At 52.7% G+C, this 14,811-nt stretch carries 18 protein-coding genes; 13 read left to right on the top strand and 5 right to left on the bottom strand.

The window, feature by feature from the left end:
* Positions 1-26: 26 nt before the first annotated feature.
* The 4 genes from BZK41_RS10240 to BZK41_RS10225 form a co-directional block, all read right to left on the bottom strand.
* Positions 27-896, bottom strand: a complete 870-nt coding sequence (locus BZK41_RS10240) for a phosphoribulokinase (RefSeq protein ID WP_008786301.1) — start codon at positions 894-896, stop codon at positions 27-29.
* A 53-nt stretch (positions 897-949) separates the two neighbouring features.
* Positions 950-1,168, bottom strand: coding sequence for a YheU family protein (locus tag BZK41_RS10235; RefSeq protein ID WP_003023615.1), 219 nt, complete (start codon positions 1,166-1,168; stop codon positions 950-952).
* A complete protein-coding gene (locus tag BZK41_RS10230) occupies positions 1,165-2,187 on the bottom strand; it encodes a hydrolase (RefSeq protein WP_003827753.1) in 1,023 nt (340 codons plus the stop codon). Before BZK41_RS10230 ends, BZK41_RS10235 begins: the two co-directional genes overlap by 4 nt.
* Before the next feature lie 221 nt (positions 2,188-2,408).
* Positions 2,409-4,310 carry an ABC transporter ATP-binding protein gene (locus BZK41_RS10225; RefSeq protein ID WP_079938087.1) on the bottom strand — a complete coding sequence of 634 codons (1,902 nt, stop codon included), beginning with the start codon at positions 4,308-4,310 and terminating at the stop codon, positions 2,409-2,411.
* Positions 4,311-4,442: 132 nt separating this feature from the next.
* Between BZK41_RS10225 and kefG the strand changes: the two genes are divergently transcribed.
* From kefG to slyD, 4 genes are all read left to right on the top strand, one after another.
* Positions 4,443-4,994, top strand: coding sequence for a glutathione-regulated potassium-efflux system ancillary protein KefG (gene kefG, locus BZK41_RS10215; RefSeq protein WP_003023629.1), 552 nt, complete (start codon positions 4,443-4,445; stop codon positions 4,992-4,994).
* Positions 4,994-6,799 (top strand): glutathione-regulated potassium-efflux system protein KefB, encoded by a 1,806-nt coding sequence (gene kefB, locus BZK41_RS10210; protein WP_003827759.1) that lies wholly within the window; start codon positions 4,994-4,996, stop codon positions 6,797-6,799. The genes kefG and kefB overlap by 1 nt, the downstream gene beginning before the upstream one ends.
* Positions 6,800-6,808: 9 nt before the next feature.
* A complete protein-coding gene (locus tag BZK41_RS10205; RefSeq protein WP_016154768.1) occupies positions 6,809-7,009 on the top strand; it encodes a YheV family putative zinc ribbon protein in 201 nt (66 codons plus the stop codon).
* Between the two features lie 94 nt (positions 7,010-7,103).
* Positions 7,104-7,715 (top strand): peptidylprolyl isomerase, encoded by a 612-nt coding sequence (gene slyD, locus BZK41_RS10200; protein ID WP_008786294.1) that lies wholly within the window; start codon positions 7,104-7,106, stop codon positions 7,713-7,715.
* Between the two features lie 198 nt (positions 7,716-7,913).
* On the opposite strand, the gene BZK41_RS10195 is transcribed toward slyD, so the two are convergent.
* A complete protein-coding gene (locus BZK41_RS10195) occupies positions 7,914-8,132 on the bottom strand; it encodes a protein SlyX (RefSeq protein ID WP_003023639.1) in 219 nt (72 codons plus the stop codon).
* Positions 8,133-8,364: 232 nt separating this feature from the next.
* Here BZK41_RS10195 and fkpA point away from each other — a divergent pair, with 232 nt between their 5' ends.
* The 9 genes from fkpA to BZK41_RS10150 all read left to right on the top strand — a co-directional run.
* Positions 8,365-9,183, top strand: a complete 819-nt coding sequence (fkpA, locus tag BZK41_RS10190; protein WP_003827768.1) for an FKBP-type peptidyl-prolyl cis-trans isomerase — start codon at positions 8,365-8,367, stop codon at positions 9,181-9,183.
* A gap of 167 nt (positions 9,184-9,350) precedes the next feature.
* Positions 9,351-10,073, top strand: a complete 723-nt coding sequence (locus BZK41_RS10185) for a transcriptional regulator (protein ID WP_003023643.1) — start codon at positions 9,351-9,353, stop codon at positions 10,071-10,073.
* The gene (gene tusD / locus BZK41_RS10180; RefSeq protein ID WP_079938086.1) at positions 10,073-10,459 is read left to right on the top strand and encodes a sulfurtransferase complex subunit TusD; all 387 of its coding nucleotides are present in this window, start codon (positions 10,073-10,075) and stop codon (positions 10,457-10,459) included. The genes BZK41_RS10185 and tusD overlap by 1 nt, the downstream gene beginning before the upstream one ends.
* Positions 10,459-10,818: a sulfurtransferase complex subunit TusC gene (tusC, locus tag BZK41_RS10175; RefSeq protein ID WP_079938085.1), complete on the top strand. Its 360-nt coding sequence runs from the start codon at positions 10,459-10,461 to the stop codon at positions 10,816-10,818. Before tusD ends, tusC begins: the two co-directional genes overlap by 1 nt.
* Positions 10,819-10,825: 7 nt before the next feature.
* Positions 10,826-11,113, top strand: coding sequence for a sulfurtransferase complex subunit TusB (gene tusB, locus BZK41_RS10170; RefSeq protein ID WP_079938084.1), 288 nt, complete (start codon positions 10,826-10,828; stop codon positions 11,111-11,113).
* 125 nt (positions 11,114-11,238) lie between these two features.
* Positions 11,239-11,613, top strand: a complete 375-nt coding sequence (rpsL, locus tag BZK41_RS10165; RefSeq protein WP_003023654.1) for a 30S ribosomal protein S12 — start codon at positions 11,239-11,241, stop codon at positions 11,611-11,613.
* Positions 11,614-11,708: 95 nt separating this feature from the next.
* Positions 11,709-12,179 (top strand): 30S ribosomal protein S7, encoded by a 471-nt coding sequence (gene rpsG, locus BZK41_RS10160; protein ID WP_016154763.1) that lies wholly within the window; start codon positions 11,709-11,711, stop codon positions 12,177-12,179.
* Positions 12,180-12,275: 96 nt separating this feature from the next.
* Positions 12,276-14,390, top strand: a complete 2,115-nt coding sequence (fusA, locus tag BZK41_RS10155; protein WP_003023659.1) for an elongation factor G — start codon at positions 12,276-12,278, stop codon at positions 14,388-14,390.
* A 69-nt stretch (positions 14,391-14,459) separates the two neighbouring features.
* The coding region (locus BZK41_RS10150; RefSeq protein WP_000031704.1) for a GTP-binding protein at positions 14,460-14,811 on the top strand (352 nt) is incomplete at its 3' end.

The raw sequence follows: 14,811 nt of genomic DNA, 5'->3' as shown, positions 1-14,811 counted from the left end.
AAGCGTCATCGGGCACTTTCCACACCTCACTCTATCTTCTTACCTTCCATCAGTCGCTGGACCAGCGGCAGCATAATCAACTCCATCGCCAGACCCATTTTGCCACCCGGCACGACTAACGTATTGATATGGGAAATGAATGAGCCCTGCAGCATGGCCAGTAGCCAGGGATAATCGATCCCTTCCAGATTACGAAAATGAATCACGACAAAGCTTTCATCCAGTGATGGAATGCTCTTGGCGGCAAAGGGGTTGGAGGTATCGACGGTCGGTACGCGCTGGAAGTTAATATGCGTCCGGGAAAACTGCGGCGTGATGTAATTGATGTAATCGTCCATTGAGCGCACCACCGAGTCCATCACCGCTTCACGCGAGTGTCCGCGCTCGCTGGTATCGCGGGTCAGCTTCTGGATCCATTCCAGGTTTACGATCGGCACCACGCCAACCAGCAGATCGACGTGCCGGGCTACGTTTTGCTGTGGGGTGACGACGCCACCGTGCAGTCCTTCATAAAACAGGACATCTGTCGGTTCAGGCAGCGGCTGCCAGGGCGTGAATGTCCCCGGAACCTGATTCCATGGAACGGCCTCATCGTAAGTATGCAGATATTTTCGCGACTGGCCTTTGCCCGTCTGACCGTATTCGATGAAGGTTTGTTCCAGCAAGCCGAAGTCATTAGCCTCGGGGCCAAAATAGCTGATATGCCGCCCGGCATCGCGCGCTTTGCGAATCGCCATGTCCATTTCCGGACGGGTATAGCGATGAAAACTGTCACCTTCCACCTCGGCGGCGCGCAGATTTAACTGCGCGAAAATTTTACGAAACGCGAGGCTGGTGGTGGTGGTCCCCGCGCCGCTGGATCCTGTTACCGCAATCACCGGATGTTTGGCAGACATAACAACTCCATGAAATGGTTGTAATTATAGTAAAGTCGGCCGGCGGCTACGGATTACTCGTGAATCTGCTTCCTCGGCATAATGTTGACCGTTTCATGCAGTTCGGACCACACCAGCACGGCTTCACCTGATTGTAGTTGGCGTTTGACGTCGGCGACTTTTTGTTCGAGCGAGCGTTCATGTTCACCATAATCGGTGCCTTCGCGCAAGACAAAGCTTTCAATCAGATTGTCCAGCGCGTCCGGGGAGATATCTTGCCAGGGGATAATCATGATGACGCCTCCAGATACGTTGTCAGCCAGTCCGGGATTCGGGATTCCAGCCACATCTCAGGACGGCGCACCGTGCCACCTATAAATCCGACGTGGCCGCCGTGTTCAGTAAGCTGGTACTCCACCTGTGAGGGCAGATTTTCCGGTTTTGGGATCACATGATGATCCATAAACGGATCGTCTTTCGCATGGATAATCAGCGTTGGTTTGGCGATCCGATTAAGCAACGGCATGGCGCTGCACTGGCGGTAATAGTCTATAGCATCGGCGAAACCGTGGATTTTGGCGGTGATTAGATCGTCAAAATCGCGAATGCGGCGCAAAGATTTCAACTGGGCCAGACTCACCGGCAACGAACCTGGATAGGCTTCAAGCTTACGTGAGGCATTGGCTTTCAACAAATTGAGCAGGTAGCGCTGATAGACCCGGGAGAAGCCCTTGTCCATATGGTAGCTACAGGCTTCCAGCACGAAAGGCGCGGAGACGATAACCGCCGCATCTATCGGAATATCGTTGCCTTCTTTGGCCAGCAGGCAAGCCAGCATGTTTCCACCGAGTGAATAACCTACCGCTGCGGTCGGTACGCGACCGAACTCACGTTCCAGCCAGTGTAAAAACCAGGTGCCATCTTCTGTTTCACCGGAGTGATAAATACGGTTCAGACGATTGGGTTCGCCGCTGCAACCGCGAAAATGCATTACCACGCCCAGCCAGCCGCGCTTTTGTGCTGCTTCAATCAGGCCATGTGCGTAGGGGCTGTTCAGACTGCCTTCCAGACCGTGAAAAACCACCAGGCGCGGTTTGTGTTTCGCCTGTTGCGGATCTTCGCTCCACGCCAGATCGACGAAATCACCGTCGGGCAATTCCAGACGCTGCCAGTGGGCGTCGAACTTCACCTTGCGGCGAATTAAACGCGGCAGCATCGTCTGCAGATGGCGGTTACTGATACCGCGCATCGGGCGGAATTCTCGCGAATCGTCGGTAGGTGGGGTCATTTCTGTGGACGTGATTTCAACCATAACACCGGAGCAATTAATAATCGGAAAGAATAACTATACCGCGCACAGCGCGTGCGGGTTAGCCAATATGTGATTTTGTCGCTAGTCAGTCAGCAGGTTACGCGAGATTGGGTCACAACTACGTCAACGAAACGTAGGCCTGATAAGACGCGCGAGCGTCCTCATCAGGCATTTTCGGCTCTGGCGCCGGATGGCAGCTTCGCCTTCTCCGGCAATCATGACTACTCGGCGAGCATCTGCTCAAGCTGCTCCTGAGCCTCCAGCCAGGCCATTTCACACTCTTCCAGCCCGGATTTCGCACTGGCCTGCTGTTGCAAACAGGCGGTGAGTTCGGCTTTGCGGCTTTGGTCGTACAGTTCGCTGTCGCCGAGTTTCTCTTCCGCCTGCGCCAACTGCGCGTGCAGTTTCTCCATCTCTTTTTCCAGACGGGTAATCTCTTTACGCAAGGGTTGTGTCAGGGTGCGCAGTTCCGCTTCACGACGCTTCTGGTCTTTACGTGCCTGGGCACTGTTAACGCTCTCTTTCGCTGGTTCGTCGCCCTGATTTTCCTGTTTCTGGACATCACTCAGCCACTGCTGATAATCCTCCAGATCGCCATCAAACGGCTCGACTTTCTTGTCGTGTACCAGATAGAGGTCGTCTGTGGTGGAGCGGATTAGGTGACGGTCGTGAGAGACGACAACCAGCGCGCCTTCAAAATCGATCAGCGCTTCGGTCAGCGCCTGACGCATATCCAGGTCCAGGTGGTTGGTCGGTTCATCGAGCAGCAGCAGATTCGGGCGCTGCCAGACGATCAACGCCAGCACCAGACGCGCTTTTTCGCCACCGGAGAAGCGGCGTGTCTCTTCGCTGACTTTATCGCCCTGGAAGCCGAATCCACCCAGGTAGTCACGCAGTTTCTGCTCCAGCTCTTGCGGCGCCATGCGTGCCAGATGCTGAATGGGTGATTCATCGGCGCGTAAAAACTCCAGCTGGTGCTGTGCGAAGTAGCCCAGTTTGATGCCTTTCGCCAGGCCAATCTCGCCGCTGATGGGGGCCAGTTCGCCTGCCAGCAGCTTAATCAGCGTCGATTTGCCCGCGCCGTTGCGACCGAGCAGGCCGATGCGGGAACCCGGCACCAGATTCAGTTTGATCGAATCGAGAATGACGCGATCGCCGTAGCCAGCGCTGACCTTTTCCATCTTCAGCAGCGGGTTTGGCAGGCTTTCCGGCTCACGGAAGCTGAAGTGGAACGGGTTGTCCACGTGCGCTGGGGCAATCAGCTCCATGCGTTCCAGCATTTTGATACGGCTCTGCGCCTGTTTTGCTTTCGTTGCTTTAGCGCGGAAACGATCGATATAGCTTTGCAGATGCGCCACGCGTTCCTGCTGGCTTTCGTACATTGCCTGTTGCTGTGCGAGGCGGGTCGCACGCTGGATTTCAAACGCGCTGTAGTTGCCGGTGTACTCGAACATGGTTTGCTGTTCGATATGAATAATTTTATCTACCACCGGATCGAGGAAGTCGCGGTCGTGGGAGATCAAGATCAGCGTGCCCTGATAGCTTTTCAGCCATCTTTCCAGCCAGATCACCGCGTCGAGATCGAGGTGGTTGGTGGGTTCATCGAGCAGCAGTAGGTCTGAACGGCAAATCAGCGCCTGGGCCAGGTTGAGACGCATACGCCAGCCACCGGAGAAGTCGCTGACCGGACGTTCAAGCTGTTCGTTGGAAAAACCGAGGCCATGTAGCAGGCTGGCGGCGCGTGAACGCACGGTCCAGGCGTCGATAGCATCCAGCTTGCCATGGACGGTGGCAATGGCATGTCCATCGTTACGTTCGTTGGCGTCGTTCAACTGCGCTTCCAGTTGACGATACTCGCGGTCGCCGTCAATCACATACTCCAGCGCGGGCTGTGGCAACGCAGGCGTTTCCTGATTCACCCACGCGAGCTGCCAGTTCCCCGGATAGGTAAATCCTCCAGCGTCGGCGCTGAGTTCATTTTTCAGCAATGCCAGCAGGGTAGATTTACCGCAGCCATTTTTACCCACCAGGCCAACCTTCTGCCCTGGATTAATGGTGGCCGTGGCATTGTCCAGCAAGACGCGCACGCCGCGACGAATTTGTAACGATGAGAAAACAATCATAAGGCGCCGTATGTTCAGACTATGTTAATTTATCATTATGATAATGTAATGTGTGGGCCGTTTGCCGCACCGAGGCGCAATGGTAGCCCAAAACGTCGAAAATAGACAAAAGACAAAACCGGGAGGGGGATGATGTTCCAGCCAGCGAAAGTCTTGCTGCTGTATGCCCATCCGGAATCTCAGGACTCGGTCGCGAACCGTGTTCTGCTTAAACCGGCCATGCAGCTCAGCAATGTTACCGTGCACGACCTTTACGCGCACTATCCTGATTTTTTTATCGATATTCCGCATGAACAGGCGCTGCTGCGTGAGCATGATGTGATTGTTTTTCAGCACCCACTCTATACCTATAGCTGTCCGGCGCTGCTAAAGGAGTGGCTTGACCGCGTACTGAGCCGCGGATTTGCCAGCGGTCCCGGAGGGAATCAACTGGCGGGAAAGTACTGGCGTAGCGTTATCACTACCGGAGAACCGGAAAGCGCCTACCGCTATGACGCGCTAAATCGTTATCCAATGAGCGATGTGCTGCGCCCTTTCGAGCTAACGGCCGGTATGTGCCGTATGCACTGGATGAGCCCTATTATCGTTTACTGGGCCAGACGGCAAACGAAGCAGGAGCTGGATAGCCATGCGAAAGCGTATGGTGACTGGCTGGCGAATCCGATCCCTGTGGGAGGCCGCTGATGGAAGGTTCTGATTTATTGACGGCGGGAGTGTTGTTCCTCTTCGCGGCGGTGGCTGCGGTACCCCTGGCCTCAAAGCTGGGTATCGGTCCTGTGCTGGGTTACTTGCTGGCGGGTATTGCTATCGGCCCGTGGGGATTAGGATTCATCAGCGATGTGGATGAAATTCTGCACTTTTCCGAGCTGGGCGTGGTGTTTCTGATGTTCATCATTGGGCTGGAACTTAATCCCGCCAAACTGTGGCAACTGCGGCGTTCAATTTTTGGTGTCGGTGCCGCGCAGGTGATGCTGAGTGCGGTGGTGCTGGCCGGATTATTGATGCTCACTGCGTTCTCCTGGCAGGCGGCAGTGGTTGGCGGCATTGGTCTGGCAATGTCATCGACCGCTATGGCGCTACAGTTGATGCGCGAAAAAGGCATGAACCGCAGTGAATCCGGACAGCTGGGCTTTTCGGTACTGCTGTTTCAGGATCTGGCGGTGATCCCTGCGCTAGCGCTGGTTCCGCTGCTGGCGGGTTCTGCTGACGAACATTTTGACTGGATTAAAGTGGGAATGAAGGTGCTGGCCTTTGCCGGCATGCTGATTGGCGGTCGCTATTTGCTGCGTCCGGTTTTCCGCTTTATTGCGGATTCTGGCGTGCGGGAAGTATTCACCGCCGCCACGCTGCTGTTGGTGCTGGGTTCTGCTTTATTTATGGATGCGCTGGGGCTGTCAATGGCGCTGGGAACGTTTATCGCGGGCGTGCTGCTGGCGGAAAGCGAATACCGACATGAGCTGGAAACGGCAATCGATCCGTTTAAAGGCCTGTTGCTCGGGCTGTTTTTTATCTCCGTAGGCATGTCGCTCAATCTTGGCGTGCTCTACACCCATATTCTGTGGGTGGCAGCGAGCGTGATAGTGCTGGTGGTCGTAAAAATGCTGGTGCTGTATGTGCTGGCACGTCTTAACGGCATGAGAAGCTCTGAACGGATGCAATTTGCCGGGGTTTTAAGTCAGGGCGGTGAATTCGCTTTCGTGCTGTTTTCAACGGCATCCTCGCAACGGCTGTTTCAGGGCGACCAAATGGCGTTGCTGCTGGTGACCGTCACGCTGTCGATGATGACCACACCGCTGGTGATGAAGCTGATTGATAAATGGCTCTCCCGCCAGTTTAACGGTACGGATGAGGAAGACGAAAAACCCTGGGTGGAAGATGATAAACCGCAGGTGATTGTGGTGGGGTTTGGGCGCTTTGGTCAGGTTATTGGTCGCCTGTTGATGGCCAATAAAATGCGCATTACCGTCCTGGAGCGGGATATCAGTGCGGTGAATCTGATGCGTAAATATGGCTATAAGGTTTATTACGGTGACGCCACGCAGGTGGAACTGTTGCGCTCCGCAGGGGCTGAGGCGGCGCAATCTATTGTTATTACCTGTAATGAGCCTGAAGACACCATGAAACTGGTGGAACTGTGCCAACAGTATTTTCCGCATTTGCATATTCTTGCGCGAGCGCGCGGACGTGTAGAGGCGCATGAGTTATTACAGGCTGGTGTGACGCAGTTTTCCCGCGAAACGTTCTCCAGTGCGCTGGAGCTGGGGCGTAAAACGCTGGTTACACTGGGTATGCATCCGCACCAGGCTCAGCGCGCTCAGCTGCATTTTCGGCGGCTGGATATGCGCATGCTGCGGGAGCTGATCCCCATGCACACGGATACGGTACAAATCTCTCGAGCCAGGGAAGCCCGGCGCGAGCTGGAGGAAATTTTCCAACGAGAGATGCAGCAAGAGCGACGTCAGCTGGATGGCTGGGATGAATTTGAGTAGAGGATAATCATGGCAATTCGTAAACGTTTTATCGCAGGTGCAAAATGTCCGTCCTGCCAGGCGCAGGATACGCTGGCGATGTGGCGCGAAAATAATATCGATATTGTTGAGTGTGTTAAGTGCGGCCATCAGATGCGGGAAGCGGATAAAGAGGCGCGCGAGCACGTTCGCAAAGAAGAGCAAGTGATCGGGATTTTTCATCCGGACTAGCGATATGGCGCAGCTTTTTTTAAGCTAGAGGGTACACGGGTGCAGAATTCCGCTACAATCTGCGCCACTATTCTTTCCATGCTCAGGAGATATCATGAAAGTAGCAAAGGACCTGGTGGTCAGCCTGGCCTATCAGGTACGTACAGAAGACGGTGTGTTGGTTGATGAGTCTCCGGTGAGTGCACCGCTGGACTACCTGCATGGTCACGGTTCCCTGATTTCTGGCCTGGAAACAGCGCTGGACGGTCATGAAGTTGGCGACAAATTCGATGTTGCTGTTGGCGCAAACGACGCATACGGTCAGTACGACGAAAACCTGGTACAGCGCGTTCCTAAAGACGTCTTCATGGGCGTTGACGAACTGCAGGTTGGCATGCGTTTCCTGGCTGAAACTGACCAGGGTCCAGTACCGGTAGAAATTACCGAAGTGGAAGACGACCACGTTGTGGTTGACGGTAACCACATGCTGGCTGGCCAGAATCTGAAATTCAACGTAGAAGTTGTTGCTATCCGCGAAGCGACCGAAGAAGAACTGGCTCACGGCCATGTTCACGGTGCTCACGGTCACGACCACGATCATGACCACGGTCATGATGGTTGCTGCGGTGGTCACGGCCACGGTCACGACCATGGTCACGAGCACGGCGGCGAAGGCTGCTGCGGCGGTGGCGGTAAAGGTAACGGCGGCGGCTGCGGTTGCCACTAATACCCTTCGTCTTTCAACCCACAGCGGTGTTGGCTGCGCTTTCGAATCCCGGTCACATAGTTATCTATGCTCCCAGGACTTCCTCAAGCTTGCCGCCTTGCTGTGATTTGAAATCCTTTGGGTATATGTGAGTAGATCCGATAAGCGTTAGCGCCTTCGGACACAAAAAAGCGGGGATATCCCCGCTTTTTTTACGTCTCAATAATGTGGCGGCGGGGTCTCTTCAGACTGCGACGCAATGTGGGACGGCTGCGTTGCTTTGAGCTTTTCTGTCAGCAGACGCAGATGGTCGCGCAGTTTGGCCATTTCCAGTTCATGCGCGGTCACCGTCACGTTGAGCTCTTCAATGGTTATCTCCTGAAATGCCAGGCGACTTTCCAGTTCAGCCAGGCGAGTTTCCATTGTTGTATCCTGCATGATTCACCTCTTTCTTTTTTCTCCGGCAGATCGCGGACTGCGGCGAATTCTACTTAACTTTGCCTGTTTGCACAGCACTCAATCTTCGGTAACGAAACTAATTTAAACAAAAAGAGTCTGAAAAGTGGTGATAATAGGGCGTGCCTGTATGTTGATTTGTTCTGCAACGCTTTATAGTACATTTTTATGTTAGTTAACCCTGGGGTGAGATGCCCCGGCCCTGGAGATATGGATGAAATCACTGTTTAAAGTAACGCTGCTGGCGACCACAATGGCTGTTGCTCTGCATGCCCCGATCACCTTCGCTGCTGATGCTGCGAAACCAGCCGCTACTGCTGACAGCAAAGCAGCATTCAAGAATGACGATCAAAAAGCCGCTTACGCGCTGGGCGCGTCCCTGGGTCGTTATATGGAAAACTCTCTGAAAGAGCAGGAAAAACTGGGCATCAAACTGGATAAAGATCAGCTGATCGCTGGTGTTCAGGATGCGTTTGCAGACAAGAGCAAACTGTCTGACCAGGAAATCGAACAAACTCTGCAGGCGTTTGAAGCGCGCGTGAAGAGCTCCGCTCAGGCGAAAATGGAAAAAGACGCGGCTGATAACGAAGCCAAAGGTAAAGTTTACCGCGAGAAATTTGCTAAAGAGAAAGGCGTTAAAACCTCTTCTACTGGCCTGGTCTATAAAGTAGAGAAAGAGGGGACTGGCGCTGCACCGAAAGACAGCGATACCGTGGTAGTCAACTACAAAGGTACGCTGATCGATGGGAAAGAGTTTGATAACTCTTATACCCGTGGTGAGCCGCTCTCTTTCCGTCTTGACGGTGTAATCCCTGGCTGGACTGAAGGCCTGAAAAACATCAAGAAAGGCGGCAAAATCCAGCTGGTTATCCCACCGGATCTGGCTTACGGCAAAACCGGCGTTCCGGGCATTCCGGCCAACTCTACGCTGGTCTTTGATGTTGAACTGTTAGACATCAAACCGGCACCGAAAGCCGACGCGCAGCCAGATGCTGCACCGGCAGATAAAGCTGCAGACAGCAGCAAAAAATAAGCTAACAGAAACCGCCGCCCACAGGGCGGCGGTTTTTTATTATCTACAGGATATAATTAATACTGGAAAGCGCCTTGTGCGCTGTATTACTTTAGATGCCCCTATAATAGTGATGAGCCTGCCCTGACAACATAACGACAGGCTCCTGAAAAGGAGTGCTTTTTTTCATGTCCAGGTCGCTTTTAACCAACGAAACCAGTGAGCTAGATTTGCTGGATCAACGTCCTTTCGATCAAACCGACTTCGATATCCTCAAATCCTATGAAGCGGTAGTGGACGGGTTGGCGATGCTCATTGGTTCCCATTGTGAAATCGTATTGCACTCTTTGCAGGATTTGAAATGCTCGGCTATCCGCATTGCTAACGGTGAACACACGGGCCGTAAAATTGGCTCACCGATTACCGACCTTGCGTTGCGTATGCTGCATGATATGACGGGTGCGGATAGCAGCGTGTCGAAGTGTTACTTCACACGTGCGAAAAGCGGTGTCTTGATGAAGTCGGTGACGATTGCCATTCGCAACCGTGAGCATCGCGTGATTGGTCTGCTGTGCATCAACATGAACCTTGATGTTCCTTTCTCGCAGATAATGAATACCTTTATCCCACCGGAAACCCCGGAAGTGGGCTCTGCCGTCAACTTCGCTTCTTCGGTGGAAGATCTGGTTACCCAGACGCTGGAATTCACGATTGAAGAAGTGAATGCCGATCGCAATGTTTCCAACAACGCGAAGAACCGCCAGATCGTCCTGAATTTGTATGAGAAAGGCATCTTCGATATTAAAGATGCCATCAACCAGGTCGCCGATCGGCTGAACATCTCCAAACATACGGTCTACCTCTATATTCGTCAGTTCAAAAGCGGCGATTTCCAGGGGCAAGACAAGTAATGCGTTTTGCCATCATGGTGACAGGGCCTGCTTATGGCACGCAGCAGGCGAGCAGCGCGTTGCAATTTGCTCACGCGCTACTCGAAGAAGGGCATGAGTTATGCAGCGTCTTTTTCTATCGTGAAGGTGTATATAACGCCAATTTCCTGACTTCACCCGCCAGTGATGAATATGATCTGGTGCGGGCCTGGCAACAACTGAATCAACAGCATGGTGTGACGCTGAATATCTGCGTGGCGGCGGCGTTGCGGCGCGGCGTTGTTGATGAAACTGAGGCAAAGCGGCTGGGACTGGCAGGGGCAAATTTACAATCAGGTTTTAACCTCAGCGGGCTTGGATCGCTGGCTGAGGCATCCCTGACCTGCGATCGCGTGGTGCAGTTCTGATGAAACGTGTTGCTTTTGTCTTTTCTACCGTGCCGCACGGCAGCGCATCTGGTCGTGAAGGGTTAGATGCATTGCTGGCGACATCGGCATTAACGGAAGACCTCGGCGTATTTTTTATCGGCGATGGTGTTTTTCAAATCCTCCAGGGACAACAGCCGGATGTTGTGTTGGCCCGAGACTACATCTCAACCTTCAAGCTGTTAGGGTTGTACGATATCGAGCAATGTTGGCTTTGTGCCGCCTCATTACGTGAACGGGGTCTCCAGCAGGGTGTTAATTTTGTGGTCGATGCGACAGCGTTAGAACCGGAAGATTTACGCCGTGAGCTAGGCAACTATGACGTCATTTTAAGGTTTTGAGATACTCATGCTGCACACACTACATCGCTCCGCGTGGCTTACCGATTTCTCCTCTCTTCTTCGCCTGGTAGATAAAGACGATGAGCTTTTATTGCTCCAGGATGGCGTGACCGCGGCAATAGAAGGAAGTCGTTTCCTTGAAAGTCTGCAAAATGCCTCCATTAAGGTCTATGTGCTGGAAGAAGACATTAAGGCTCGCGGGTTGGATGGTCAAATTTCAGACAGTGTCGTCAGGGTTAGCTATACTGACTTCGTCAGACTTACGGTGAAGCATCCCAGCCAGATGTCCTGGTAATTGAGGGATCGTTGTATATTTCTTGACACCTTTTCGACACCGACCTAAAATTCTGCGTCCTCATATTGTATGAGGTCGTTTTATTACGTGTTTACGAAGCGAAAGCTACAACCAGGAGCTATTTAATGGCAACAGTTAACCAGCTGGTACGCAAACCACGCGCACGCAAAGTTGCAAAGAGCAACGTGCCTGCACTGGAAGCATGCCCGCAGAAACGTGGCGTATGTACTCGTGTATATACTACCACTCCTAAAAAACCAAACTCCGCACTGCGTAAAGTATGCCGTGTGCGTTTGACTAACGGTTTTGAAGTGACTTCCTACATCGGTGGTGAAGGTCACAACCTGCAGGAGCACTCCGTGATCCTGATCCGTGGCGGTCGTGTAAAAGACCTCCCGGGTGTTCGTTACCACACCGTTCGCGGTGCGCTTGACTGCTCCGGTGTTAAAGACCGTAAGCAATCACGCTCCAAGTATGGCGTGAAACGTCCTAAGGCTTAATGGTTCTCCGTTAAGTAAGGCCAAACGTTTTATATTAATGTCAAACTAAACTCGTAGAGTTTTGGACAATCCTGAATTAACAACGGAGTATTCCCATGCCACGTCGTCGCGTCATTGGTCAGCGTAAAATTCTGCCGGATCCTAAGTTCGGATCAGAGCTGCTGGCTAAATTTGTAAATATCCTGATGGTAGATGGTAAAAAATCTACTGCAGAAACCATCGTATACAGCGCGCTGGAGACCCTGGCTCAGCGTTCTGGTAAAGATGGCCTGGAAGCTTTTGAAGTAGCCCTTGAAAACGTGCGTCCGACTGTCGAAGTTAAGTCTCGCCGCGTTGGTGGTTCTACTTATCAGGTTCCAGTTGAAGTCCGTCCGGTTCGTCGTAATGCCCTGGCAATGCGTTGGATCGTTGAAGCTGCTCGTAAACGCGGTGATAAATCCATGGCTCTGCGCCTGGCGAACGAACTTTCTGATGCTGCAGAAAACAAAGGTACTGCAGTTAAGAAACGTGAAGACGTTCACCGTATGGCAGAAGCCAACAAGGCGTTCGCACACTACCGTTGGTAATCCCTTCGGAGTTTTAGTCACCAGGCGGGCGCTTCTAGTAAGCAGCCCGCTTTGGGCTACTTAAATTGAACGCCTAAAAGATAAACGAGGAATCAAATGGCTCGTACAACACCCATCGCGCGCTACCGTAACATCGGTATCAGTGCGCACATCGACGCCGGTAAAACCACTACTACCGAACGTATTCTGTTCTACACCGGTGTAAACCACAAAATCGGTGAAGTTCATGACGGCGCAGCCACCATGGACTGGATGGAGCAGGAGCAGGAGCGTGGTATTACTATCACCTCCGCAGCGACTACTGCATTCTGGTCTGGTATGGCTAAGCAGTATGAACCGCATCGCGTAAACATCATCGACACCCCGGGGCACGTTGACTTCACTATCGAAGTAGAACGTTCCATGCGTGTGCTTGATGGTGCAGTAATGGTTTACTGCGCAGTTGGTGGTGTTCAGCCTCAGTCTGAAACCGTATGGCGTCAGGCAAACAAATATAAAGTTCCGCGCATTGCGTTCGTTAACAAAATGGACCGTATGGGTGCGAACTTCCTGAAAGTTGTTGGTCAGATCAAAACCCGTCTGGGCGCGAACCCTGTTCCGCTGCAGCTGGCAATTGGCGCTGAAGAAGCGTTCACCGGTGTTGTTGACCTGGTGAAAATGAAAGCCATCAACTGGAACGAAGAAGATGCAGGCGTAACCTTCACTTATGAAGATATCCCGGCTGACATGCAGGAACTGGCTGAAGAATGGCACCAGAACCTGATCGAGTCCGCTGCAGAAGCTTCAGAAGAGCTGATGGAGAAATACCTGGGTGGCGAAGAACTGACTGAAGAAGAGATCAAAAAAGCTCTGCGTCAGCGCGTTCTGAACAACGAAATCATCCTGGTAACCTGTGGTTCTGCGTTCAAGAACAAAGGTGTTCAGGCGATGCTGGATGCGGTAATTGATTACCTGCCATCCCCAGTAGACGTACCTGCGATCAACGGTATTCTGGACGACGGTAAAGATACTCCTGCTGAGCGTCATGCTAGCGATGACGAGCCGTTTGCTGCTCTGGCATTCAAAATCGCTACCGACCCGTTCGTGGGTAACCTGACCTTCTTCCGTGTGTACTCTGGTGTGGTTAACTCCGGTGACACCATCCTGAACTCAGTGAAAACTGCACGTGAACGTTTTGGCCGTATCGTACAGATGCACGCTAACAAACGTGAAGAGATCAAAGAAGTTCGCGCGGGCGATATCGCGGCTGCAATCGGTCTGAAAGACGTGACCACTGGTGACACCCTGTGTGACCCGGATCACCCGATCATTCTGGAACGTATGGAATTCCCTGAGCCGGTAATTTCCATCGCGGTAGAACCGAAAACCAAAGCTGACCAGGAAAAAATGGGTCTGGCTCTGGGCCGTCTGGCTAAAGAAGACCCGTCTTTCCGCGTATGGACTGACGAAGAATCTAACCAGACCATTATCGCTGGTATGGGTGAACTGCACCTCGACATCATCGTTGACCGTATGAAGCGTGAATTCAACGTTGAAGCGAACGTCGGTAAACCTCAGGTTGCTTACCGCGAAGCGATTCGCGCGAAAGTTACCGATATCGAAGGTAAACACGCTAAGCAGTCTGGTGGTCGCGGTCAGTACGGTCATGTTGTTATCGACATGTACCCGCTGGAGCCGGGTTCAAACCCGAAAGGCTACGAATTCATCAACGACATCAAAGGTGGTGTAATTCCTGGCGAATACATCCCGGCCGTTGATAAAGGCATCCAGGAACAGCTGAAATCTGGCCCGCTGGCGGGTTACCCGGTTGTTGATCTGGGCGTGCGTCTGCACTTCGGTTCTTACCATGACGTTGACTCCTCTGAGCTGGCGTTTAAACTGGCCGCTTCTATCGCCTTCAAAGATGGCTTTAAGAAAGCGAAACCAGTTCTGCTTGAGCCTATCATGAAGGTTGAAGTAGAGACTCCGGAAGAGAACACCGGTGACGTAATCGGTGACTTGAGCCGCCGTCGTGGTATGCTTCGTGGTCAGGAATCCAACGTCACTGGCGTTGTTATCCATGCTGAAGTTCCGCTGTCTGAAATGTTCGGATATGCAACCCAGCTGCGTTCTCTGACCAAAGGCCGTGCTTCTTACTCCATGGAGTTCCTGAAGTACGACGATGCGCCGAACAACGTTGCTCAGGCCGTTATTGAAGCCCGTGGTAAATAATCCACAGGATTAAAACCTAAGTCCCGTGCTCTCTCCATAGGGGAGAGCACTATAGTAAGGAATATAGCCGTGTCTAAAGAAAAATTTGAACGTACAAAACCGCACGTTAACGTCGGCACCATCGGCCACGTTGACCACGGTAAAACTACCCTGACCGCTGCAATCACTACCGTACTGGCTAAAACCTACGGCGGTGCTGCTCGTGCATTCGACCAGATCGATAACGCGCCGGAAGAAAAAGCTCGTGGTATCACCATCAACACTTCTCACGTTGAATATGACACCCCGACTCGTCACTACGCACACGTAGACTGCCCGGGCCACGCCGACTATGTTAAAAACATGATCACCGGTGCTGCGCAGATGGACGGCGCGATCCTGGTTGTTGCTGCGACTGACGGCCCGATGCCGCAGACTCGTG

The sequence above is a fragment of the Citrobacter sp. A316 genome, assembly GCF_002042945.1.
Taxonomy (GTDB): Bacteria; Pseudomonadota; Gammaproteobacteria; order Enterobacterales; family Enterobacteriaceae; genus Citrobacter; species Citrobacter portucalensis.
The sequence above is the reverse complement of the archived record's forward strand: the minus strand, read 5'-3'. Positions and strand labels throughout refer to the sequence as shown.

What these genes read in the sequence shown, in the direction of transcription:
- rpsG (WP_016154763.1), top strand. Translation starts at nt 11,709, where the DNA reads ATGCCACGTCGTCGCGTCATTGGTCAGCGTAAAATTCTGCCGGATCCT.
- tusB (WP_079938084.1), top strand. Translation starts at nt 10,826, where the DNA reads ATGCTGCACACACTACATCGCTCCGCGTGGCTTACCGATTTCTCCTCT.
- fkpA (WP_003827768.1), top strand. Translation starts at nt 8,365, where the DNA reads ATGAAATCACTGTTTAAAGTAACGCTGCTGGCGACCACAATGGCTGTT.
- kefB (WP_003827759.1), top strand. Translation starts at nt 4,994, where the DNA reads ATGGAAGGTTCTGATTTATTGACGGCGGGAGTGTTGTTCCTCTTCGCG.
- tusC (WP_079938085.1), top strand. Translation starts at nt 10,459, where the DNA reads ATGAAACGTGTTGCTTTTGTCTTTTCTACCGTGCCGCACGGCAGCGCA.
- kefG (WP_003023629.1), top strand. Translation starts at nt 4,443, where the DNA reads ATGTTCCAGCCAGCGAAAGTCTTGCTGCTGTATGCCCATCCGGAATCT.
- slyD (WP_008786294.1), top strand. Translation starts at nt 7,104, where the DNA reads ATGAAAGTAGCAAAGGACCTGGTGGTCAGCCTGGCCTATCAGGTACGT.
- rpsL (WP_003023654.1), top strand. Translation starts at nt 11,239, where the DNA reads ATGGCAACAGTTAACCAGCTGGTACGCAAACCACGCGCACGCAAAGTT.
- BZK41_RS10195 (WP_003023639.1), bottom strand. Translation starts at nt 8,132, where the DNA reads ATGCAGGATACAACAATGGAAACTCGCCTGGCTGAACTGGAAAGTCGC.
- BZK41_RS10205 (WP_016154768.1), top strand. Translation starts at nt 6,809, where the DNA reads ATGGCAATTCGTAAACGTTTTATCGCAGGTGCAAAATGTCCGTCCTGC.
- BZK41_RS10230 (WP_003827753.1), bottom strand. Translation starts at nt 2,187, where the DNA reads ATGGTTGAAATCACGTCCACAGAAATGACCCCACCTACCGACGATTCG.
- BZK41_RS10185 (WP_003023643.1), top strand. Translation starts at nt 9,351, where the DNA reads ATGTCCAGGTCGCTTTTAACCAACGAAACCAGTGAGCTAGATTTGCTG.
- tusD (WP_079938086.1), top strand. Translation starts at nt 10,073, where the DNA reads ATGCGTTTTGCCATCATGGTGACAGGGCCTGCTTATGGCACGCAGCAG.
- BZK41_RS10240 (WP_008786301.1), bottom strand. Translation starts at nt 896, where the DNA reads ATGTCTGCCAAACATCCGGTGATTGCGGTAACAGGATCCAGCGGCGCG.
- fusA (WP_003023659.1), top strand. Translation starts at nt 12,276, where the DNA reads ATGGCTCGTACAACACCCATCGCGCGCTACCGTAACATCGGTATCAGT.
- BZK41_RS10225 (WP_079938087.1), bottom strand. Translation starts at nt 4,310, where the DNA reads ATGATTGTTTTCTCATCGTTACAAATTCGTCGCGGCGTGCGCGTCTTG.
- BZK41_RS10235 (WP_003023615.1), bottom strand. Translation starts at nt 1,168, where the DNA reads ATGATTATCCCCTGGCAAGATATCTCCCCGGACGCGCTGGACAATCTG.